The sequence below is a fragment of the Streptomyces sp. NPDC001970 genome (assembly GCF_053594115.1).
The window spans coordinates 85,648-106,754 of sequence record NZ_JBSFDW010000005.1 but is presented as its reverse complement, the minus strand read 5'-3'; the positions used below and the strand labels follow the sequence as shown (position 1 = coordinate 106,754).

19 protein-coding genes and 2 pseudogenes are annotated in these 21,107 nt (G+C 71.2%); 13 read left to right on the top strand and 8 right to left on the bottom strand.

All coding sequences use genetic code 11. The features are described from left to right. The first annotated feature begins 35 nt into the window (after positions 1-35). From ACWCP0_RS08670 to ACWCP0_RS08635, 8 genes are all read left to right on the top strand, one after another. Complete coding sequence (locus ACWCP0_RS08670) at positions 36-2,714, top strand: sensor histidine kinase (RefSeq protein WP_451078130.1); 2,679 nt, start codon at positions 36-38, stop codon at positions 2,712-2,714. Continuing rightward, positions 2,711-3,148 (top strand): roadblock/LC7 domain-containing protein, encoded by a 438-nt coding sequence (locus ACWCP0_RS08665; protein ID WP_451078129.1) that lies wholly within the window; start codon positions 2,711-2,713, stop codon positions 3,146-3,148. Before ACWCP0_RS08670 ends, ACWCP0_RS08665 begins: the two co-directional genes overlap by 4 nt. 20 nt (positions 3,149-3,168) lie before the next feature. Next, positions 3,169-3,582 (top strand): DUF742 domain-containing protein, encoded by a 414-nt coding sequence (locus ACWCP0_RS08660; RefSeq protein WP_451078128.1) that lies wholly within the window; start codon positions 3,169-3,171, stop codon positions 3,580-3,582. A gap of 160 nt (positions 3,583-3,742) precedes the next feature. Beyond that, a complete protein-coding gene (locus tag ACWCP0_RS08655; protein WP_451078127.1) occupies positions 3,743-4,687 on the top strand; it encodes a nucleoside hydrolase in 945 nt (314 codons plus the stop codon). Between the two features lie 120 nt (positions 4,688-4,807). Then, positions 4,808-5,668: a pentapeptide repeat-containing protein gene (locus tag ACWCP0_RS08650; protein ID WP_451078126.1), complete on the top strand. Its 861-nt coding sequence runs from the start codon at positions 4,808-4,810 to the stop codon at positions 5,666-5,668. Positions 5,669-5,898: 230 nt separating this feature from the next. After that, the gene (locus ACWCP0_RS08645) at positions 5,899-6,459 is read left to right on the top strand and encodes a type 1 glutamine amidotransferase domain-containing protein (RefSeq protein WP_451078125.1); all 561 of its coding nucleotides are present in this window, start codon (positions 5,899-5,901) and stop codon (positions 6,457-6,459) included. Positions 6,460-6,482: 23 nt separating this feature from the next. Next, positions 6,483-7,703 carry a baeRF2 domain-containing protein gene (locus ACWCP0_RS08640; protein ID WP_451078124.1) on the top strand — a complete coding sequence of 407 codons (1,221 nt, stop codon included), beginning with the start codon at positions 6,483-6,485 and terminating at the stop codon, positions 7,701-7,703. A 348-nt stretch (positions 7,704-8,051) separates the two neighbouring features. Beyond that, the gene (locus ACWCP0_RS08635; protein WP_451078123.1) at positions 8,052-8,657 is read left to right on the top strand and encodes a GTP-binding protein; all 606 of its coding nucleotides are present in this window, start codon (positions 8,052-8,054) and stop codon (positions 8,655-8,657) included. Between the two features lie 12 nt (positions 8,658-8,669). Here the strand turns inward: ACWCP0_RS08635 and ACWCP0_RS08630 are convergent, their stop codons facing one another. After that, the gene (locus ACWCP0_RS08630) at positions 8,670-9,098 is read right to left on the bottom strand and encodes a PPOX class F420-dependent oxidoreductase (RefSeq protein WP_451078122.1); all 429 of its coding nucleotides are present in this window, start codon (positions 9,096-9,098) and stop codon (positions 8,670-8,672) included. A 166-nt stretch (positions 9,099-9,264) separates the two neighbouring features. On the opposite strand from ACWCP0_RS08630, the gene ACWCP0_RS08625 reads away from it, so the two are divergent. The 3 genes from ACWCP0_RS08625 (at position 9,265) to ACWCP0_RS08615 (ending at position 12,844) form a co-directional block, all read left to right on the top strand. Beyond that, positions 9,265-9,678, top strand: a complete 414-nt coding sequence (locus ACWCP0_RS08625; RefSeq protein WP_451078121.1) for a roadblock/LC7 domain-containing protein — start codon at positions 9,265-9,267, stop codon at positions 9,676-9,678. A gap of 241 nt (positions 9,679-9,919) precedes the next feature. Then, positions 9,920-11,002 (top strand): DUF6397 family protein, encoded by a 1,083-nt coding sequence (locus ACWCP0_RS08620; RefSeq protein ID WP_451078120.1) that lies wholly within the window; start codon positions 9,920-9,922, stop codon positions 11,000-11,002. Positions 11,003-11,290: 288 nt separating this feature from the next. After that, a complete protein-coding gene (locus ACWCP0_RS08615) occupies positions 11,291-12,844 on the top strand; it encodes an ATP-dependent DNA ligase (RefSeq protein ID WP_451078119.1) in 1,554 nt (517 codons plus the stop codon). A 521-nt stretch (positions 12,845-13,365) separates the two neighbouring features. Here the strand turns inward: ACWCP0_RS08615 and ACWCP0_RS08610 are convergent. The 3 genes from ACWCP0_RS08610 to ACWCP0_RS08600 form a co-directional block, all read right to left on the bottom strand. Continuing rightward, the gene (locus ACWCP0_RS08610) at positions 13,366-13,968 is read right to left on the bottom strand and encodes a lamin tail domain-containing protein (protein WP_451078118.1); all 603 of its coding nucleotides are present in this window, start codon (positions 13,966-13,968) and stop codon (positions 13,366-13,368) included. Positions 13,969-14,365: 397 nt separating this feature from the next. After that, positions 14,366-15,139, bottom strand: a complete 774-nt coding sequence (locus tag ACWCP0_RS08605) for a transglutaminase domain-containing protein (RefSeq protein WP_451078117.1) — start codon at positions 15,137-15,139, stop codon at positions 14,366-14,368. A gap of 92 nt (positions 15,140-15,231) precedes the next feature. Further along, entirely contained in the window at positions 15,232-15,912 is a 681-nt protein-coding gene (locus ACWCP0_RS08600) for a TetR/AcrR family transcriptional regulator (protein WP_451078116.1), read from the bottom strand. A 60-nt stretch (positions 15,913-15,972) separates the two neighbouring features. On the opposite strand from ACWCP0_RS08600, the gene ACWCP0_RS08595 reads away from it, so the two are divergent. Then, positions 15,973-17,622 carry an FAD-binding oxidoreductase gene (locus ACWCP0_RS08595; protein WP_451078115.1) on the top strand — a complete coding sequence of 550 codons (1,650 nt, stop codon included), beginning with the start codon at positions 15,973-15,975 and terminating at the stop codon, positions 17,620-17,622. A gap of 187 nt (positions 17,623-17,809) precedes the next feature. Next, positions 17,810-18,478: pseudogene (locus tag ACWCP0_RS08590) on the top strand (Tn3 family transposase); the annotation flags it as partial. Positions 18,479-18,551: 73 nt separating this feature from the next. On the opposite strand, the gene ACWCP0_RS08585 reads toward ACWCP0_RS08590, so the two are convergent. From ACWCP0_RS08585 to ACWCP0_RS08570, 4 genes and pseudogenes are all read right to left on the bottom strand, one after another. Further along, positions 18,552-19,046 (bottom strand): cupin domain-containing protein, encoded by a 495-nt coding sequence (locus ACWCP0_RS08585; RefSeq protein WP_451078114.1) that lies wholly within the window; start codon positions 19,044-19,046, stop codon positions 18,552-18,554. A gap of 88 nt (positions 19,047-19,134) precedes the next feature. Next, positions 19,135-19,457 (bottom strand): annotated as a pseudogene (locus tag ACWCP0_RS08580) (malonic semialdehyde reductase); the annotation flags it as partial. Between the two features lie 181 nt (positions 19,458-19,638). Next, positions 19,639-20,043 carry a RidA family protein gene (locus ACWCP0_RS08575; protein ID WP_451078113.1) on the bottom strand — a complete coding sequence of 135 codons (405 nt, stop codon included), beginning with the start codon at positions 20,041-20,043 and terminating at the stop codon, positions 19,639-19,641. Positions 20,044-20,110: 67 nt separating this feature from the next. Then, complete coding sequence (locus ACWCP0_RS08570; RefSeq protein WP_451078112.1) at positions 20,111-21,070, bottom strand: alpha/beta fold hydrolase; 960 nt, start codon at positions 21,068-21,070, stop codon at positions 20,111-20,113. Positions 21,071-21,107: the final 37 nt, after the last annotated feature.

Genomic DNA, 21,107 nt, shown 5'->3' with positions numbered 1-21,107 from the left:
CGCACCCACCACCCCGTACCCGGAACGAGGAGGCCATGCGCAAACCCCGCAGCACCCCCGGCGCCGACACGCCATCACCGCACGGCCCCAGTCCGACCGCCTCCGCTCGACCGGCAAGGCGCGGTCGGCGCGCCCACGCCGGACCGCCCGCGGACGAGGAGCTCGCACCGGGAACGGACCTCGGCCCGACCGCGGCACACTCCGTAAAGGGCCGCCCCCGTGAACGCCTGGGGCTGCGTCCCCGAACCGTACGCGCCAAGATCGTCTCGCTGCTGATGGTGCCCGTCGTCTCCCTCCTCGCCCTGTGGGGCTTCGCCACCGTCACCACCGCACAGGACGTCGCACGGCTGCGTCAGCTCCGCGACGTCGAGGACCGCGTCCGCGAGCCCGTCGCCGAAGCCGTCAACGCACTGCAGGCCGAACGCCGCGCGGCCCTCCGCCAGCTGACCACCCCAGGCCCCGAGCGCGCCGCCGACCTCCAGCAGGAGGCCGAACTCACCGACGCCGCCCTCGCGAAGCTCGCCCTCGACGACACCCACACCGTCGCCGACGCCGGCGACCTCCCCTCGGCTGTCGCCGGCCGCCTCAAGGGATTCGTCACAGCGACCGCCGCACTACCCGCCCTGCGCACCGATGTCCTCGCCCGCAAGGCCGAATGGAACCGCACGTACGAGAAGTACACCGCGGCCATCACCTCGGCGTTCGGCGTCAACGGCGCCCTCACGGGCGTCCAGGACACCGCCCCCGGCTCCGACGCCCGTGTCCTCCTCGAGTTCGGCCGCGCCGCCGAAATGCTCTCCCGTGAGGACGCCCTGCTCACCTCCGCCCAGGCCGCCGGGACCTTCAGCAGCGAGCGTCTGCGGCTGTTCACCGGCGCCGTCGAGACCCGACGCGTCCTCACCGAATCCGCGGTCGCCGACCTGCGCGCCCCCGAGCGCGCCGCCTGGCGCTCACTCACCGCTCAAGGGGCCTACCAGGCACTCGAGTCCGCCGAGGACAGGACCCTCACCGCCCCTGCCGGCCGACGCGCCGCCGAGGCCGTACCCGCCACCACCTGGGAGGCCGCCCACAGCAGCGTCCACACGGCGATGCGCGACATCGAGACCGGCGCCCGGCAGAGCGCCGCCGACCGCGCCGACCCCTTCGCCCAGGGCCTCGTCACCGCCTCGGGCGCCGCCGTACTCCTCGGACTCGCCGCCGTCGCCGCCTCGCTCGTCATCTCCGTACGCATCGGACGCGTCCTCGTCGTCGAACTCGTCAGCCTCCGCAACACCGCCCTGGGGATCGCCCGGCACAAACTGCCCCACGCCATGCGCCGCCTCCGCTCCGGCGAAGAACTCGACGTACAGGCCGAAGCTCCGCCGGGACCACACCCGCAGGACGAGATCGCCGAGGTCGGCGAGGCTCTCTCGACCGTCCACCGCGCCGCGCTCAGCGCCGCCGTCGAACGCGCGGAACTCAGCCGCGGCATCTCCGGGGTCTTCGTCAACCTCGCCCGCCGCAGCCAGGTCCTCGTCCACCGGCAGCTCAATCTGCTCGACAGCATGGAGCGCCGCGCCGAGGACCCGAACGAGCTCGGAGACCTGTTCCGCCTCGACCATCTCACCACCCGCATGCGACGCCACGCGGAGAGCCTGATCATCCTCTCCGGCGCCGCCCCCGGCCGCGCCTGGCGCATGCCCGTACCGCTCACCAACGTCGTGCGCGCAGCCGTCTCCGAAGTCGAGGACTACGCGCGCGTCGAGGTACGGCAGCTCCCGGAGAGCGCCGTCGTCGGCGCCGCCGTCGCCGACCTCACCCACCTCCTCGCCGAACTCGTCGAGAACGCGGCTCAGTTCTCCCCGCCCCACACCAAGGTCCGCGTCAGCGGTGAACCCGTCGGCAACGGCTACGCGCTCGAGATCGAGGACCGCGGCCTCGGCATGGGCAAGGAAGCCCTCGCCGAAGCCAACCGCCGCATCGAGGAGTCGGAGGCGCTCGACCTCTTCGACAGCGACCGGCTCGGCCTCTTCGTCGTCAGCAGACTCTCCGCCCGTCACGACATCAAGGTGCGGCTGCGGACCTCGCCGTACGGCGGCACGACCGCGGTCGTCCTGATCCCTACGCCACTGCTCCAGAGCGCACTCCCGCCAGGAGCAGGAGCGGGCGCCGGAACGGGCGCGGGCACGGGCCTACCGGCGTCCACGCGCCATACGGGCGGAACGGCTCCGTCCGACGCCCACTCCGTCGTGCACGGCGACCAGTCAGCCCCGCGGCCTTCCGGCTCCGTGACAGGCCGCCGCTTCCTCGAAGTGCAGCCGGACAACGCACCGCCCCCGCCGCCAGGCGTCATCGCGCTCCGGCTGCGTGGCCGCCCCCAGTCCGTCCCGCAGCCGGAGCCCCACCAGCAGCCGCACTTGCACGCGCACTACGAGCCCGAGACCCGCCCCCAGGACGACGCGGGCGGCCTCCCACGCCGGGTCAGGCAGGCCAGCCTCGTCCCCCAACTGCGCGAAGCACCCGGCCCCGAAGAGCCGGAGGCGGCCGACCGCACCGCGAACGACACCCCGGAACGCACCCCGGAACAGGCCAGGGACCGCATGGCCGCCTACCGAGCCGGCTGGACCCGCGGCGGCGGCGCCGCCCCCGGCCGGACCACCCACAGCAGCGCTCACGGCAATGCCCACGGCAACCCACCCAGCAGCGCCCACCGCAGCGAAGGAGACGACGCATGATCGACCACGAGAGGATCACCCCGTACCAGCGTTCCGGAGAGCTCGACTGGCTGCTCGACGACATGGTGCTGCGGGTGACCGAGGTCCGGCATGCCGTCGTCCTCTCCAACGACGGCCTCGCCGTCGGCGCCTCCAACGGCCTGACCCGCGAGGACGCCGAACACCTCGCCGCCGTCGCCTCCGGATTCCACAGCCTCGCCAAGGGCGCGGGCCGCCACTTCCACGCCGGTTCCGTACGCCAGACGATGGTCGAGATGGACGACGGCTTCCTCTTCGTGGCCGCCGCGGGCGACGGCTCCTGCCTCGCCGTCCTCAGCGCCGTGACCGCCGACATCGGCCTCATCGCGTACGAGATGGCCCGCCTGGTCAAGCGCGTCGGCGAACACCTGCACACGCCGCCGCGCATGTCCACCACCCCGCCCGCCGCCGGCTGACCGGAGGGAGACGCCACACCATGAACGAAGCCGGCGACGGCGACCGGGAACTTCAGGGCAGCCGCTGGTACGACGCCGAAGCGGGCCCTCTCGTCCGCCCGTACGCCATGACCGGAGGGCGTACGCAGCCGGGCCCCGGCACCGTGCGCTTCGACGTCATCGCACTCGTCGACGCCGCCCCCGACGCGGCCGGCCGGGCCGGTGAATCGCTCCTCGGCCCCGAACACCGGGCCCTGCTCACGCTGTGCAGCGCGGAGACCCAGTCCGTCGCGGAACTCGCCGCCGACGCCGACCTGCCCATCGGCGTCGTACGCGTCCTCCTCGGCGACCTGCTCGAGGCCGGCCTCGTCACCGTCAGCCGGCCCGTACCGCCCGCGCAACTGCCCGACGAGAGGATCCTCCGGGAGGTGATCGAAGGACTCAGAGCGCTCTAGCGGCAGGTATCCGGGCCGACTCAGGGGCACACTGGTGAGGCACGACCGGGAACCACAGCCGGACCGGACCCGGGCCGGACGACACATGCAGCCGGACCATAGCCGGACCGGAGGCGGACCCGGGCCGGAAGCGGAGCGGACGACGACGCCGAGGAGCACCGTGCCTGTCCCGATCATCATCGACTGCGATCCCGGGCACGACGACGCCGTCGCGATCCTGCTCGCGGCCGGGGATCCCGCGATCGACCTGCTCGCGATCACGACGGTCGCCGGCAACCAGGTGGTCGAGAAGACCACGCTCAACGCCCGCCGGATCTGCACCGCCGCCGGAATCACCGACGTCCCCATCGCGGCCGGCTGCGCGCAGCCGCTCGTCCAGCCGCTGTACGTGGCGGCCGACGTCCACGGCGACTCGGGCATGGACGGTCCACGCTTCGGCGAACCCACCGTGGACGCGGTCCCCGAGCACGCCGTGGACCTGATGTACCGGATCCTGACCGGGCATCCGGAACCCGTCACTCTCGTCCCGACCGCCCCGCTGACCAATATCGCCCTGCTCCTGACCCGGTATCCCGACGCGGCTGCGCACATCCGCGAGATCGTGCTCATGGGCGGCTCCACGGAGCGCGGAAACCGCACCCCGGCGGCCGAGTTCAACATCTACGTCGACCCCGAAGCCGCCGACATCGTCTTCCGAAGCGGCGTACCCGTCACGATGTGCGGGCTCAACGTCACCCACCAGGCACTCGCCACGCCCGACGTCCTCGCCCGCCTCGATGGACTGGGCACCGAACTCGGGCGGATCTGCGTCGAGCTGATGACGTTCTTCGCCGCCACCTACCGGCGGCTGTGGGGCTTCGAGGCGCCGCCGCTGCACGACCCCGTCGCGGTGGCGCGCGTCATCGACCCCTCGATCGTGCGCTGCGTCGAGGCGAGCGTGGCCGTCGAACTGCACGGCCGGCACACGCGGGGGGCGACGGTCGTGGACCTGCACCAGTACCTGGACCGGCCCGTCAATGCGCAGGTGGCGGTGGACCTGGACGGCGAGAAGTTCTGGGACCGGGTGGTCGCGGCCGTCGACACACTTGGGAAACGGGAGGGCTGAACCGCGGCACGGCTCGCCCGTCCGCGCATCGGTCATGCTGCCCCGGGCCCGTTCCAAGGCTCCTGACCTGGGAGACTGGACCCGACGGCCGTACTCGACCAGGAATGAGGAACAGCCCTCGTGCCCGAAACACGTCAGGATCCCGCCACGCGCCACGACGCGGCACCCGCCGCGGAGCGGTCCGGCCTGCGGGGCGACTGCGGGAACTGTTTCGGGTTGTGCTGCGTCGCCCTGCCCTTCTCCGCGTCGGCCGACTTCGCGTTCGACAAGCCCGCAGGTCAGCCGTGCACCAACCTCCGTGACGACTTCCGCTGCGGCATCCACACCCGGCTCAGGGAGAGCGGATTCTCAGGCTGCACGGTCTACGACTGCTTCGGTGCGGGCCAGAAGGTCTCCCAGGTGACCTTCGGCGGGCAGAGCTGGCGCGAGGCTCCGGACACGGCACGTGAGATGCTCGACGTCTTCCCCGTGATGCGGCAACTCCACGAACTGCTCTGGTACCTGGCGGAGGCACTGACCCTGCCCGCCGCCCGCCCGCTCCACGCGGACATCCGCCGTCTGACCGACGAGACCGAAGCCCTGACCGGCCGCGATTCCGGCGCCCTGCTCGCCACCGATGTCCCCGCCCACCGCGCGCAGGTCGGCGAACTGCTGCTCCGCACCAGTGAACTCGTACGCGCCGAGGCCAAGCCGGGCCGCAGGAAGAACCGCCGCGGGGCCGACCTCCTCGGCGCCCGGCTCAAGGGCGCCGACCTGCATGGCGCCGACCTGCGCGGCGCGTGCCTCATCGCCGCCGACCTCACCGGCGCCGACCTGCGTCTGTCCGACCTCCTCGGCGCCGACCTGCGCGACGCGAACCTCGGAGGAGCCGATCTCACCGGCAGCATCTTCCTCACCCAGCCGCAGCTCCAGCAGGCCCGGGGCGATGCCCGGACGAAGCTGCCGCGGGCGCTGTCCCGCCCCGCGCACTGGTCGTCGTAGACGTAGCGTGGTAGTGGGTGTCACAGGGTCGTGCGGCGCCAGTGGCACAGGGCGACGCCGCTGCGGGGCATGGGTCTGCGATACGGGGGTACGCGCCAGCCGAGTCCCCTACGTCCCGCATTTACGCTCCGGCCACCCGCCGGACCGGCGCCGCGAAGCCGGAGGCGCAGCGAACCGGGGGCGCAGCGAACCGGGGGCGCAGCGAACCGGGGAAAGGAGCGCTGACCACCATGAACATCGCCTTCCTGATGGCGCCGGAGGGCGTCGAACAGATCGAGCTCACCGAACCCTGGCGGGCCGTCGCCGCCGCCGACGACACACCCCTGCTGCTCTCCACGAGGCCCGGTCGGATCCAGGCCTTCCACCACCTCGACAAGGGCGACAGCTTCCCCGTCGACCTGGTCGTCCCGAGCGGCGCAGCGACGGACTACGGAGCTCTCGTACTGCCCGGAGGCGTCGCCAACCCGGACGCACTGCGGATGGACGAGAAGGCCGTGGCGTTCGTACGGGCGTTCTTCGAGGCGGGCAAGCCGGTTGCGGCGATCTGCCACGCCCCCTGGATCCTCGTGGAAGCCGACGTGGTGCGCGGCAGGACGCTGACCTCCTGGCCCAGCCTGCGCACCGACATCCGCAACGCGGGCGGCATCTGGGTCGACGAGCAGGTGAAGGTATGCCACGAGGGGCCGAACACGCTGATCACCAGCCGTAAGCCGGCCGATCTCAAGGCCTTCTGCGCGGCCTTCACCGCCGAGTTCGCCAAGCAGTCCGCCGGGGCGGGCGCGGGACGCTGAGCCGGGGCGTTGGGAGCAGGGTCATGCGACTCGCACATCTCGCACCCCTCTACGAGAGACCCGGCCCCTGGGCAAGCATCTGCGTCGCCACGCCCGGCGGCGCCGACGATGCGACGCCGGGCGTGCGGGAGCTCGCCATCCGGGACGTCTGCCGGGAACTGGGCCGTCAGGGCGCCGACGAGACCACCGGACGGGCCGTCCATGAAGCGCTGACCGAGTGGCCGGGACCCGTGGGCGCGGCCGGCCGGGCCATCTACGCCGCGCATGGCGAGGTCGTCCTCGACCCGCCGCTCACGGTCGCGCCACCGGCACCCGAGATCCATTGGTCCGCCCTGCCGCGGGTCGCCCCCTTGCTGGACCTCGCCGTTCAAGAACCGGTCTGCCTCATCGCGTACATCAACCGCAAGGGGGCCGACCTCGAGATCCGGGGCCCGCTCGGCAGCCGCCCCGCGGGCCGGATGGAGGGGAAGGACTGGCCCCTGCAAGGCACCGCCACTGCGGACTGGTCCGAGCGCCACTTCCGGATGAGCATCGAGAACCCCTGGGAGCAGGTACAGGAACAGGAGCCCCCGGCCCAGGACACCTGGGACCACGGCGGCCGGGATGCACCGTCCAGGGACGACATGACCTGGGACGAAGCGACCTGGGACGAGAACGCCCGCGACGTCGCCGCAGCCCTGGCCCTCTGCCAGGAAGAGGCCCGCGCGGATCTGATCATTCTCGTCGGCGGTGACCGCGAACGCCGAACCGTCGTCGAGCGGCTGCCGCAGGCGCTGCGTCCGCTCACCGTCGGCACGGAGTACGGCGGCCACGTCCGCGGTGCGGGCGCCCGACTGCTCGACGAGGACGTCGAACGCTCCCGCCAGGAGCATCTGCGCCGTATCGAGGCCACTGATCTCGACCGATTCCGGGCCCCCGGCACGGCCAGGGCCGAAGGGATCCCCGCCCTTGTCGAGGCGGCCCGCGAGCACCGCATCGCCGAACTGCTCATCCGTCCCGAAGGACCCGACGCCCACCGCGAGGTATGGGTCGGCACCGAACCCGACCAGATCGCGGTGCACCGTGGCGACGCGGGCCATCTCGGCACACGCCATCCCGAGCCCGCCCGCGCCGACGACGCCCTGCTGCGGTCGGCGGCGGTGAACGGCGCCGATGTCCTGCGCGTACATCCGGGCGGCAACAGACTGGCCGACGGGCGTGGCATCCCCGCCGGGGGTCTCGGCGCGCTGCTTCGGCAACCGTGAGCGGCGGCCGCGGTCGGTCCGTGGCAGCCGCACACCGTCGGCGGCGCGCTGCCGCGTCCCGTACTGCTTCGACCCGGCCGGACGAACAGTCGTGACCCGGCCGGACGAACAGTCGTGCCCACACGAATTGCGATTTCTTTCGAGCACCTTTTGCGACCGGAACAGTCACATCCCGCAAAAAGCGATCGCACCACCCGACCCAAGGCCCTGATTGTCATACTGCTCAGGCCACGAAGAACAGTTGTACTGGTGCCGGCCTCTCGCTCAGCCCGCCGTCCTCGAGGCGGCTCCGGCGGCTTTGACCTGGGGTTCCACCTGGCGGCCCACACCCGACGAGAGAAGTGATCGATGGCCCCCGAGCTCTCTGGCAGCACCGGCGGAGAATCCGCCGCTCTCGCGCTGAAAATACTGGTCGCCGGCGGTTTCGGCGTCGGCAAGACGACGCTCGTCGGAGCGGTCAGCGAAATCCGCCCTTTGCGGACCGAGGAGCAGCTCAGTGAAGCCGGCCAGACCGTCGACGACACCGGGGGAGTCGACCAGAAGACCACCACCACCGTGGCCATGGACTTCGGGCGCATCACCATCCGCTCAGGACTGTCCCTGTATCTTTTCGGCACCCCCGGACAGGACCGCTTCTGGTTTCTGTGGGACGAACTCTCCCAGGGCGCGCTCGGAGCTGTCGTCCTCGCCGACACCCGCCGCCTCGAGGACAGCTTCCCCGCCGTCGACTTCTTCGAGCACCGCAGCATCCCCTTCGTCGTCGCCGTCAACTGCTTCCCAGGAGCGCGCACCTACGGCGCACACGAAGTCTCACGCGCCCTCGACCTCGAGCGCGGAACCCCCGTCGTGCTGTGCGACGCACGCGACCGCGACTCCGGCAAGGAAGTGCTGATCCGCCTCGTCGAGTACGCCGGGCGCATGCACACCGCCCGGCTGCTCAACTCGGTCGGCTGACCACTCACCGGATCAGTCGGCCACACCGGCCACGCCCCGCACCTGCTCGACGCGCACTCGCACCACCAGCTCACCCGGCACGCCGTTGCGCGCACCGAACTCCTCCGCACGCTCCTCACCCATGTACCGCGCGCCGATCCGGGTCGCCCAGTGACGCAACTCGCCCGGATCCTCGCTGAGTTCCGCCCAGCCGCGGATCAACACGAACGAGTACGGCGGCCGGTCCTCGTCCACGCAGAGCGCCACGCGTCCGTCCCGCGCCAGATTCCGCCCCTTGACGGTCTGCTTCCCGGTGTTCAGGACGACGTCGTCACCGTCCAGCACGAACCAGACCGGTGCGACGTGGGGACTTCCGTCCGCGCGCACGGTCGACAGTTTCCCGGTGCGCGTCCCCTCCGAGACGAACGCCCGCCATTCCTCCTGCGTCATCTGCTTCGACATGTGCCCCATCCTGAACCCGGATGCGGACTGCCGCACGGGGAAGCCACCTCTTCGCAGCACCCGCTGCCGTGCGCCCGGAATGACTCCTTGCCCGGACGCGGGCAGTGAGGAAGGCTTGCGCGCAGCACGGCGCGACGGGGAACACATGAACGGGGAGGAACAACAAATGGCGTTGGACAAGGGACTCGACTGGCTCCTGGACGACCTGACCAAGCGGGTCGAGTACATACGGCACGCACTCGTGCTCTCCAACGACGGCTTGGTCACCGGGGCCAGCACGGGCCTCGCACGGGAGGACGCGGAGCATCTGGCTGCCGTCTCCTCCGGCCTGCACAGTCTTGCCAGGGGCTCGGGCCGGCACTTCCAGGCGGGCAAGGCTCGTCAGACGATGGTCGAATTCGACGACGCGATGCTCTTCGTCACGGCGGCGGGCGACGGCAGCTGCCTGTGCGTCCTCAGCGCGGCGGAGGCCGATGTCGGCCAGATCGCCTATGAGATGACCCTGATGGTGAACCGCGTGGGCGAGCACCTCGCCGTGGGCGCACGACAGCCGGGACGTGTGACGCTCTCCGACCTCTGAGGTGCCCGCCGACTTCCCTCACGCCGCCTGACCTGCGGCGCCGAGGCCTGGCCGGGCCGGGGCCGATACCGGGCCTCGGCCCGACCGGAGCCGTCGTGTGCCCGGAGCGTGCCGGGTCGGACACGGGGCCGGGCCCGCGGATCGTCCCGACGATCAGGGTTGTCCACAGGCCCGGCGAGAAGCCGTCCGGCCGGGTTACGGTCGTCACTGAGAGTATTCGTCACCTACGGGGGAGACCGACATGACCGACACGAACACCGGCATGCCCGAAACCGTGGCCTTCGGGCGGGCCGCGACGGCTCTGGAGCTGAAGCGCGGCGAGTTCGACCTCGCGGCGCAGCTCGGCTACATCGTCGTGGCACAGGGCAAACCGCCAGGAAGGGGCCGAGTGTCCCGGGCGGAGATCGAGCGGCTGCGCGCGACCGACGGCTTTCCCGACGCGCTGCGCGAGCGCGTCCGCACCGTCGGCACGGCCGAGGCGGCCGCGCTCATCTCCACCACTCCCAGCCGCTTCACCAGGCTGGCCCGCTCGGGCCACGTCACGCCCGTCCGGTTCTATCTGAACCGCTACCGCGCGGTTGTCTGGCTCTATCTGGCGCCGGAAGTCGAGGAGTTCGCGGCGCGGAACGCGGATCTGCTCGACGGGAAGTTCCCTCCGGCACTGCGGGCGAGACTCGACGAGGGTGAGGACTGGCGCGCCCGCAACTGGCGGGGCCGGCGCCTCGGCATTCTGCTGCCCCAGTGCGACGGCCCCTGGGAGCGTACGGCGGCGATCGCGTCGTTCCTGGACCCGGTCCAGGTGGCGGAGGTGGTCGACGACCCGTACGAGCGAGCGCATCTGGAGCGCCTGCGTCCCGAACCGCCCCACGGGCGCACGGAGTCGCCGACGGTCCGCGAGGCCACGGTTCGCCTGCTGCTGGCGGAGGACCCGGACGAGATCCTGTGGCACCGGATGAGCCTGGCCCTCTCGCTGGACGAAGCCCGCGCCTCGGGCCCGGCACCTCGCCCGGACGGCGAGCGGCTGCGGCTGCCGCATCCCGGCGCGCCGGGGGTTGCGCCCCGGAGCCGAACCACCCCAGGTTCGCAGGCCGGCACCGGTCCAGGCCCAAGCTCCGGTCCGGGCGCTGATACGGCCCTCGCCGCCGCAGTCGGCGGCAACGCGGCACCGGCCGTACCGGCGCCCCGCCAGGGCAGCGACTGGAGCCTTCCGGGGCGGCCGGGCCGGGACGGGAGTGCCAGGCACCGGGCGTCGACCAGGCGCATGTCCAAGGGGCTGCTTGCGCGGCTGCGCCTGCGCAAGCCGTTGCCTTCCGCCACCGGCTGACCCGCCGCCGTCACCGGCGCCAACAGGATCTGGAGTCCTGCCCTCCCGCCGTCCACCGCTGCCCCGAGTGGCCGCCGCTTCCCCGGGCCCTCGTGCACGACGGCGCCCGAGGACCTGCCGTTCGGCACCGACGCCTGAGCCGCTTCGCTCCGCTCCGCCCGGACCTCTGCTCTGCACCCCACACGCGGGCCGGGGGCCGCTCCCACCGCCTCCGCACCCACCAATTCCGCATCCACCGGCTCCGCGCCGCCGCGTGCGCAGGGCGGCAAGGGCGGGCACGATGGCGGCATGTTGCTGGCCCGCCTCGCCGACGTGTCACGACAGGTTGCCGCCGAGCCGTCCCGTACGAGCAAGATCGCGGCCCTGGCGTCGCTGTTCGCGGATGCCCGTCCGCAGGAAGTCGCCCTGGTGATCTCCTACCTCGCCGGTCGGCTCCCGCAGGGGCGGCTGGGCGTCGGCTGGAGCGTCCTCAAGGTCCGGCCCCGGCCCGCCGACGAGCCGAGCGTGACCGTCGGTGGCGCCGACGCCGTGTTCACCGCACTCGCCCAGGTCGCGGGAGCGGGCGCCCAGGCGGAACGCAAGCGCCTGGTCGGGGAGCTGATGGGCGCGGCGACCGAGTCCGAGCAGGAGTTCCTCCTGCGGCTGCTGACCGGTGAGGTGCGCCAGGGTGCCCTGGACGCCATCGCGACGGAGGCCGTCGCCAAAGCGGCAGGCGCCCCGGCCGGCGACGTGCGGCGCGCCGTGATGCTCGAGGGCTCCCTGCCCCGCGTGGCCGCTGCCCTGCTCGCCGAGGGCCCTGGCGTCCTCGCCTCCTTCCGGCTGCAGGTGGGCCGCCCCGTACAGCCGATGCTCGCCCACACCGCCGCGTCGGTCGCCGACGCCGTCCGGGCGCTCGGAGCCTGCTGCGTGGAGGAGAAGCTGGACGGCATCCGCATCCAGGTCCACCGCTTCGGCGACGACGTCCGCATCCACACCCGCTCCCTCGACGACATCACCGGACGACTGCCCGATGTCGTCGCCTCCGTACGGGAACTGCAGGGCGACGAGTTCATCCTGGACGGCGAGGTGATCGCCCTCGACCCGTCCGGCAGGCCCCTGCCCTTCCAGGACATCGCCTCCCGCGTGGGCTCGCGCACGGACGTGGCCGCCGCGACGGCCGCAGTGCCTTTGTCACCCGTCTACTTCGACATCCTCGCCGCCCACGGCACCGACCTGCTCGATCTCCCCGGCCGTGAGCGGCATGCGGAGCTGGCCCGTCTGATCCCCGAACCCATGCGTGTCCGTCGCCTCGTCGTCGACGACCCGGGATCCCCGGCACAGCTCCGCACAGCCGAGGACTTCCTCGCCGTCACGCTCGAGCGCGGCCACGAGGGCGTCATGGTCAAGGCGCTGGACGCGCCCTACGTCGCCGGCCGCCGCGGCCGTTCCTGGCTCAAGGTGAAACCCGTCCACACCCTCGACCTGGTCGTCCTCGCCGCCGAATGGGGCCACGGCCGCCGCACCGGGATGCTCTCCAATCTCCATCTCGGCGCCCGGGCCGCCGACGGCACGTTCGTCATGCTCGGCAAGACCTTCAAAGGGCTCACGGACGCGATGCTGCGCTGGCAGACGTACCACCTGCGCGAGCTGGCGGTCTCAGACGACGGTTTCGTCGTACGTGTACGGCCCGAGCTCGTCGTCGAGATCGCGTACGACGGCCTGCAGCGCTCCACGCGCTATCCGGCGGGATTGGCCCTGCGGTTCGCGCGGGTCATCCGACACCGCCCCGACAAGAGCGCCGCGCAAGCGGACACGATCGAACATGTCCTGGCCTTCGCGGAAGGCCGGGGTGCGTCGTCCTGACGAGGAAGGCCCCGGCCGGTCGGGGGAGGCCGGCCGGGGCAGCTCAGGGAGGGATGCGGGTACCTGCGCCAGCGCAATGGTCCGTGTTTTCGCACCCACGTCTAGATGAACGATAAACCATTCGGAGGCGTGCCTCGAACCCGCCCGCCGGGCTTCCTCGCGTCTCGTCTTCGTATTTCGAATGATGAAATACGCCTTCCATGTAGCGAGATCGCGCGCCACCCGGAGGGAACGGAGGCAGAAGTCCGCCTGGACCGTCTCGTCGAGGCGCGCCACGGACTCCTGCCCGTACAGCTTTCGGTACGCCGTACGGATCTCCTCGATGCTGCGGTCGCGGCCGGTGCTCCGGCTCGCCGGGTGGAGGACCAATCGGCATATCGCCAAGGCCATGGAGGCCGGCGGCGGCAGCGCGCACCTCTGAGGCGTGGCTGCGGCATGCCACGGCCGGACCGATCGACCGTGGCACGCCGCGCGGTGGGGGGTGACGGCCGCGCCCCGCGTGGGGCGCGCCCGATCGCCGGTCAGCGCTGGTGGTGGCCGCGGTCGTTGTCGCGGTCGCCGTTGCGGTCGTTGTCATAGCCACGGTCGCGGTTGCGGTCGTTGCCGTAGCCGCGGTCGCGGTCGCGGTCATAGCCACGGTCGCGGTCGCGGTCGCGGTCGTGTCCGCGACCCCAGGAGAGGGTGTCGACGACGCGGCCGCGGCCATCGCGCAGGGTGGCGCTGTCGCGCTTGTTCCACACCTGGTTGCGGCTGTCCTGGTAGACGTCGTGGCGGGTGTCGCGGCCGAAGCCGGTGTGGACCCTGACGCTGGACCGGCCGTCCAGATGGAACCGCTTGAAGCGGTAGCGGTTGCCGTCGTTGTCGGTGAGCGTCCAGCCCTGCAGGTTCACCGCGCGTCGACCGTTGTTCTTCACCTCGACCCACTCCGCGTTGAGGTTGCGGTGGGAGTGGTTGCCGCGACCGTTGTTGTCGTAGCGGACCTCGCCGATGGCGACGGCGGAACGCTGCCCGTGATGGCGGTCGTTGCCGTCCTGCGCCGTGGCCGGCACGGCGAAGGCCCCGACGACAGCGCCGGACGCCAGGGCGCTCGCGATGAGGCGGCGGACATTACGGGAAACAGGCATGAGCATGCCCCTTCACGCAAAGGCACGAGGGCCCGGTCAGGGCCGCAGGTGCGGATCGGGTTCCCGGCGGGTGCCGAGTGCCGCCACCCTGCCGCGGCGATGCCGATGCACGCGGGGGAAACGATTCGCGTTACTAAACACGGACATGTCCGTAACGCTCCCCTGTAGCGGGCACGCATCGCCGACGCACCCGCGCCGGGTGCCGCTGCCCCATGCATCGACCCCTTCAAAGATCAACGACAAGCGGTTGCCACCCACCCGCGCCACCCCGGACGGCACCCGTCCCGCGTCCTCCGGACGGCCCAAAGGAGTCGGTAACAGAGGTCGAAGCATGCGCCTCGCACAAAAGCCCGGGGCGCCGCTCGGAATTTCGACCTCGGGGGCGACGCCGGAGCGTTCAGGCGGCGGCCCGACGGCCCATCAGCGCACCGCCGATGATCCTGGCCGGCGGGCACAGGGTCTGGCCATGGGCAGCGAAGAGAGCGTCCCGCGACGAGAATCGTCCGAGATCCTCCCGCACCACCGCCGAGAGGTCGAACGACGAGCAGCTGTCCGCGTCACAGGTGGAGCCGTCCCAGTCCACGGCCGTTGACGAAAGGGCCTCGAAGAGCGTCTGCGGTCCGCTGTTGGTGAAACCTCGCGGGTTTGCCGCGACGAGCGTGCCGAGGGGCGCGTACAGCTCGGACACGCTCACCCACTCCGGTCCGATCCGGAACTCCGGCCATGCGAGTACGACGGTGTCGGGCACCAGACGCCGCAGCCGCGGGAACCGCGGGTACCAGAACGAGCCGTCCACCAGAAGACCACGCACCCTGGTCGGCACCCCCGCAGCGCGGGCGACCGCTTCGAGGACCGCGAGGCGCTGGCTGCACGACCCACGACCCCGCGCCAGAGTCCGCGAGGCGGACTGGGCGTCGTCGAGCGCGTAGACCGGCCGGACTCGCTCACTGATGAGACGGTGCGCGGCCTGCAGCGGGAGCCGCTCGTCGGCCTCGTCGGCCTCGTCGGCTTCAGCGGGGGCGGCGGAGCGGGCGTCCGCGAGCAGGCGCTGCACCTCCGCGGTCCGCCAGTCGAGGATCCGGGTCGGATCGACGGATCCCGGAACCTCTTGCGTGGCGGGGGGCATGGGGCGCCTGTGCCGCCACCACGGAGTCAGCGCGGCGCTCGTCATGAACGGATGCTACGAGGCGCCGCCACCGCCACCGCCACCGCCACCGCCACCGCCGTCGGCACCGGCCCCGTGCCCGGAAGCCCGGGAGCTCGTCATGTGCCGTTGCGGATGGCCGAGATCAGGCGCGCACAGCGTGCGCTCATGTCGTGCGCCGACTGGTCGGGGCGGGAGACCCACCAGGCCACGAGAGCGCTGACCGTGCCCGTCCAGACATGCTTGAGGGCGTCCGCGTCGAGAGGGTCCTCGTTGCCGTGGTCGTGCAGCAGCGCGGCGGTGCCGGAGGCCGCGAGTTCGTCGATCACCTCGCGGTGGCGCTGGGCCGCCAGGCGCAGTTCGGAGCCGGGCGGCAGCGTCCTGTCGTACAGGACGAACCAGGCGTGCCGCCGGCCCTCCAGGGCTTCGAAAACCGCGGCGAGGACCGCCTGGGGAAGTCGGTCGTCGGCAGGTCCGTGGGCCACGGCGGAGTCGATGGCCTCGATGAGGCGGGTGGCGATGTGCTCGAGGCAGGTCAGGTAGAGCCCGTCCTTCGAGCCGAAGTAGGTGTAGAGCATCGGCTTGGTCACCCCCACGCGCCGGGCGATCGAGGCCATCGACCCGGCGGCGTGGCCGCGCCGGCCGAACTCCTCCATGGCGGCGGCAATGATCTGCTCCTCGCGCCGGGCGCGCGGAACGCCCTTGGTTCCGGCGCCGCGGCCCGCGCCCGTGCCGCCCTGGTCCGGTGTTGCGGGACCGGGCGGAGGCGGTGCGTCGTCCGAGGCCCTTGCGGTGGTCATGGCGAGGACTATACGTTGCGGTAATTTACCAACCGGTAAATTACTGAGAGGTCAGATCACGTGGTCGACAGCACTCAGCCCTCGCCCCCGCCCGCTACATCCTCGAACGCACCTCAGCAGCGCCGCTCCTGGTGGGGCTGGGGCACCGAGGACAAGGCACTGCCCGACGCCGAATGCACCGCCCTCGGCGCGCTGCTCCCGGGCGCTGCGCCCACTCCGCTGCCCGTGCCCCGAATCGCCGCCCTCACCCTGCCCGAGGTGCGCGTCACGCCGCCCTCGGCGCTCGCCCACCTCATGTCGGCCGCTCCGCGGGACCGGGCCGCCCACACCTACGGCAAGGCGTACCGCGACGTCGTCCGGGCACTGCACGGAGACCTCGCCGCAGCGCCCGACCAGGTCGCCTTTCCCGCGACCGAGCAGGACGTCGTCGATGTCCTCGACTGGGCGGCGGGCGCGGACGTCGCCGTCGTACCGTACGGCGCGGGCAGTTCGGTCGTCGGCGGGGTCGAGTACCGCAACACGGACCGGGACGCGGACCGGCACAGGGGCGTCGTGTCGCTCGACCTTTCGGGCCTGGACCGTGTGCTGGAGATCGACCGCGTCAGCCGTGCGGCCCGGATCCAGACAGGCGCCCTCGGCCCGGCGCTGGAAGGGCAGTTGCGGCCGCACGGCCTCACCCTGCGCCATTTCCCCCAGAGTTTCGAGTTCTCCACTCTCGGCGGCTGGCTGGCCACCCGTGCAGGGGGGCACTATGCCACGCTCCACACCCACATCGACGACCTGGTGGAGTCGCTGCGTGTGGTGACCCCGTCCGGTGTCAACGAGTCTCTGCGGCTGCCCGGTTCGGGGGCCGGGCCGTCGCCCGACCGGCTGTTCCTGGGATCGGAGGGCACCCTCGGCGTGATCACCGAGGCATGGATGCGTCTGCAGGACCGCCCGCGCCACAAGGCGTCGGCCTCGGTGCTGTTCGGCGACTTCACGGCAGCAACCGACGCGGTGCGCGCCATCGCCCAATCGGGCCTGTACCCGGCCAACTGCCGCCTCCTCGACCCCGGCGAGGCCGCACTGGCCGGCGTCGCCCGCGAGGGGCAGAGCCTGCTCGTGCTCGGCGTGGAGTCGGCCCACGGTCCCGTCGGCGACCCTCTCGCCGAACTCGTCACCCTGGCCCGGGACCACGGCGGCTCACTCGCACCGGCGACGCGGGGCGCCGACGACACCGACGCGGCCGGCACCTGGCGCTCGGCGTTCCTGCGCATGCCGTACCTCCGCGATGCGCTCGCCCGGATGAGCGTGATCACCGAGACGTTCGAGACGGCCTGCACCTGGGACCGCGTACCACAGCTGTACGAGGCCGTGCGGCGGGAGCTGGGTGCCGTCGTGCACGAGGTGACCGGCGCCGACGCAATGATCAACTGCCGCTTCACCCACGTCTACCCGGACGGGCCCGCGCCGTACTTCACCGTCATCGCCCCCGGCCGGCGCGGCGACGAAGTGGCCATGTGGGACGAGATCAAGTCCGCCGCGATGCAGATCCTCGGCGACCACGGCGCGACCGTCACGCACCACCACGCCGTCGGTCGCGACCACCGGCCCGGATACGACCGCCAGCGCCCGGAACCGTTCGCCCTCGCCCTGCGCGCGGCGAAACACGCGCTCGATCCCGCGGAAATCCTCAACCCCGGGGTGCTGTTCGATCCCGGCCGGCGCTGACCCGGACGGTACGCCGGAATGCCGAAGTGTCGAATCCCGGGGGGCCGTGTCGCGTAGACGACTCCGTCGGACGGCTTCCCGGGACGGGGGTCACCGCACGTGCTTCTCCATCAGGCCGGCCACCGCGCCGCCGCCGGTGTCGGTGCCCCCGTACGGCCTGAGGAAGGCGAACGGAGATGTGTTCCGCGACCCGGACGACCAGCGGTTCTGGCGGGCCGACCTGCCCGACGGGGACGGCCCTGCCGCCGGGTACGGGCCGCTGGAGGCCGTCGCCTGCAACAAGGTGAACCTGGGGCGGATCGCCACGCACTGGCCGGACATGCTCCGGGTCGCCGGACCGCTCATCACCAACCGTCCGCGCCTACGACCTGCTGCGCATGTTCGGCCGCGAGGGCCACCCCACCCCGCTCGGCGCCGCGTTTGCCGAGTACGGCCGGATCGACAAGACCATGCACCTGCTCGCCCTGGTCGACCCGGCCGACGACACCTACCGCCGTCTGATGAACCGGCAGCTGACCGTGCAGGAGTCCCGCCACCGCCTGGCGCGCGCGATCTGCCATGGCAGCCGCGGCCAGATCCGCCAGGCGTACCGCGAGGGCCAGGAAGACCAGCTCGCCGCCCTCGGCCTGGTCCTCAACTGTGGACCATGCGCTACCTGGACGCCGCCGTCGCCCAGCTCCGCGCCGACGGCCACGACATCAAGGACGAGGACGTCGCACGGCTCTCCCCGCTCAAGGACCGGCACTTCAACTTCCTGGGCCGCTACCCGTTCAACATCAAGGCCAGCGGCCCCGGCCAGGGCCTGCGTCCCTTCCGGCACCCGGACGCACCTGAAGACACCGATGACGGGGACTGACGGGCCGCACCGGCCGGGCCGCTTTCGGGCAGTCCCGGGCGTGTGACGCAGGGACCGCAGCACTCAGTGCAGCCTAGTCGTCGAGCACGTCGGTGGTGTTGTACTGGTCGTGCCTGATCCGGAAGGCTTTCAACTCTTCGCGGCCGCGATGTGAGTACTCCTCCACCTTCTCGAAGTACTCCTCCCTGGAAGCTCCCGGTGTGAAGAGCAGCAGAAACGACACCGGGTCGTCGCTGTCGTTCTGGAAGGCGTGGAGCCCGCCGGGCGGCACGTAGAGGAAGTCTCCCTCGCCTCCTGTGACCCAGCGTTCGCCGTTGTAGAGCCGGACCTCGCCGGACAGGACGTAGAAGGACTCGGAGATCGTACGGTGGAAGTGTTCCGTGGCGCCCATGGTCTTCGGCTCCATGTCGACCTTGTACAGGCCGAACTCGCCGTTGGTGTTCTCCTGCTTGGCCACGTAGCTGATGTTGGTGCCACCCGAGCCGGTGTCGGGCTGCGGGGGTGCAGGTCGGAACAGTGCGCTGACCTGGCCTCTTTCGCCGAGGTAGCGGGGCTCTGGGTAGGACATGGCGACTTCCTCATTCGTGAGTAGGTGGTTCCAGGCCAGCCCTTTGAAGGACTGGTGGACTGACTGGTCTGGGTAGGTTTCACAGCGGCGGGCGCTCGGCGAAGTGCGTGTCCTTCGCGTCGGGCGCGAACGGCGCGAGCTTCGGCAGCTCCTCGTGGAACTCGTAGTCGGTGGCGAGGATCGCGGACAGCGGCGCTATGGCTGCCTTTGGCTTGTTGCCCGCGGCTATGTGTGCGCCGGCAGACGCTCGCGCGCCTCGGGCCTGCGGACCAGGACGATGCGCAGCGGGGACTGGTTGAAGGCGGTTCGGCCGTACTTGACCAGGTCATAGATGGCCCGCATCTGCTCGTCCATGACTGGATCGTCGCTGAATGTGTCAGCGGTATGGGCTTCGCGGAAGAGGAGGTCCAGGGCAGCAGGATGCTCCCCAACCGCAAGAAGCCTGGTTCACGCGGGGGGTCGACCGCCGAAGTTCGACCGCGTGGGCTAAAGAGACGGATTGGACCCACGCTTCTGGCCGCTGCTACGGCCAGAAGCGGCACGAGAGGTACGGCAGCCCGACAGATGAATGAGAGAGCAGGCCGACTCCGACCTATGGCTTCACGTCGAGACGCACGAGCGCGCCGATCTCCACCAACTGGTCCGGTAGTGCCAGGTCAGAGACACCCGTGACCGTGCTGGTGGGCCGGTGCTCCCCGAAGTACTCGGCGTGAAGGCGTGCCGTCGTGTCGAAGTTCTCCCGCAGGTTCCTCACCAGCACCGTGCTCTCCACGATTTGGCTGCGCTCGGCCCCGAAGTGCTTCAGCACCAGGTCCAGATTGGCCAGCGTGGTTTTGACCTGGAGCTCGAAGTCGCCGGCACCCACGAAGTTGCCGTCACGGTCATGGGACACCTGCCCAGACACGTACACCGCGTCACCGACCTGGATTGCCTGGCTGTATCCGTAGAGCGACTCCCACGGCATACCAAAACCGAATCTCTTCGCCTGAACAGGCATGACTCACTCCCTGGTGAGACGACGCATGGCGCTGCCAGTTACGGACAGTCCTCTTTCGAGGAAAAAGTTATGCCGTGCTCATCTTCTGCGCACTGAGGAAGGCCTGGGACATGCCGCACACCAGGGGCGGGGCTTTGAGGCAGGCGTCATGCAGCACCCCACTGAGCCGACCCCGATCGAATCGACCACGCACCGGACCGCGGGAGCCGGTCCGCCGGAGGCTGCGCGCCCCTTCAGCAAACCTTTGTGACGCCTCCAGGTCGACACCGCCTCGGAGGAACGTGCCCAGGCGGGGCTTGCTCCTCGAGCCGTCGTTCACCCAGCTCGCGGGGTCGACGTTGCTGTCCAGGACCATGGCCCGGACCCTGTCCGGGAAGAGGTTGGCGTAGACGGCGCCCAGGGACGTCCCGTAGGAGACCCCGAGACAGCTGAGCTGCCGGTCACCGACGGCCTCCCGGAGCCGGTCCAGGTCGGGTGCCGTGTCGGTGGTGGAGACGTGGCGCAGCAGCTCCGGATCACGCGCCTCGCAGCGTTTGCCGAGCTCGGCATGCGCGGTGATCCAGGTTTCCCTCTCCTGTTCCCCGACCGGGAATCCGACAGGGATGCGCCCTTGCAGGCCAGGGCGTCCTCCGCACTGTCGAAACAGCGCACGGCGGTGCTCTCGCCCACACCGCGCGGGTCCCAGCGGCGATGTCGAAGCGCTGCCGCAGTTCCGGGGGGAACAGCTCCTACCACACCGGCAGTGCCGTGGTTCCCGCTCCGCCGGGCCCCCGGGGTTGAAGAACAGCGTGCCGATACGCCGCCCGGGACCGGTCGCCTTCCGCTTGATGACCGTGAGCTGGACCGTGCGGCCCTGGGGGGTGCTGTGGTCCTGCGGCGCCTCGGCGGTTGCGCAGTCGAAGCCGGCGGCGTTGCGACAGGGGCTCCACTCCAACGTGCCGGCGCCTGGTGGGGTTGGTCCGCCGGCGGCCGGTGCGAGGCCCGGTCCGGTGAATGCCGTGCAGATCAGCGCCACCGAAGTGGCCACCGCACAACGCCAAGGGCGCGCTGTGGAACCTGGTATG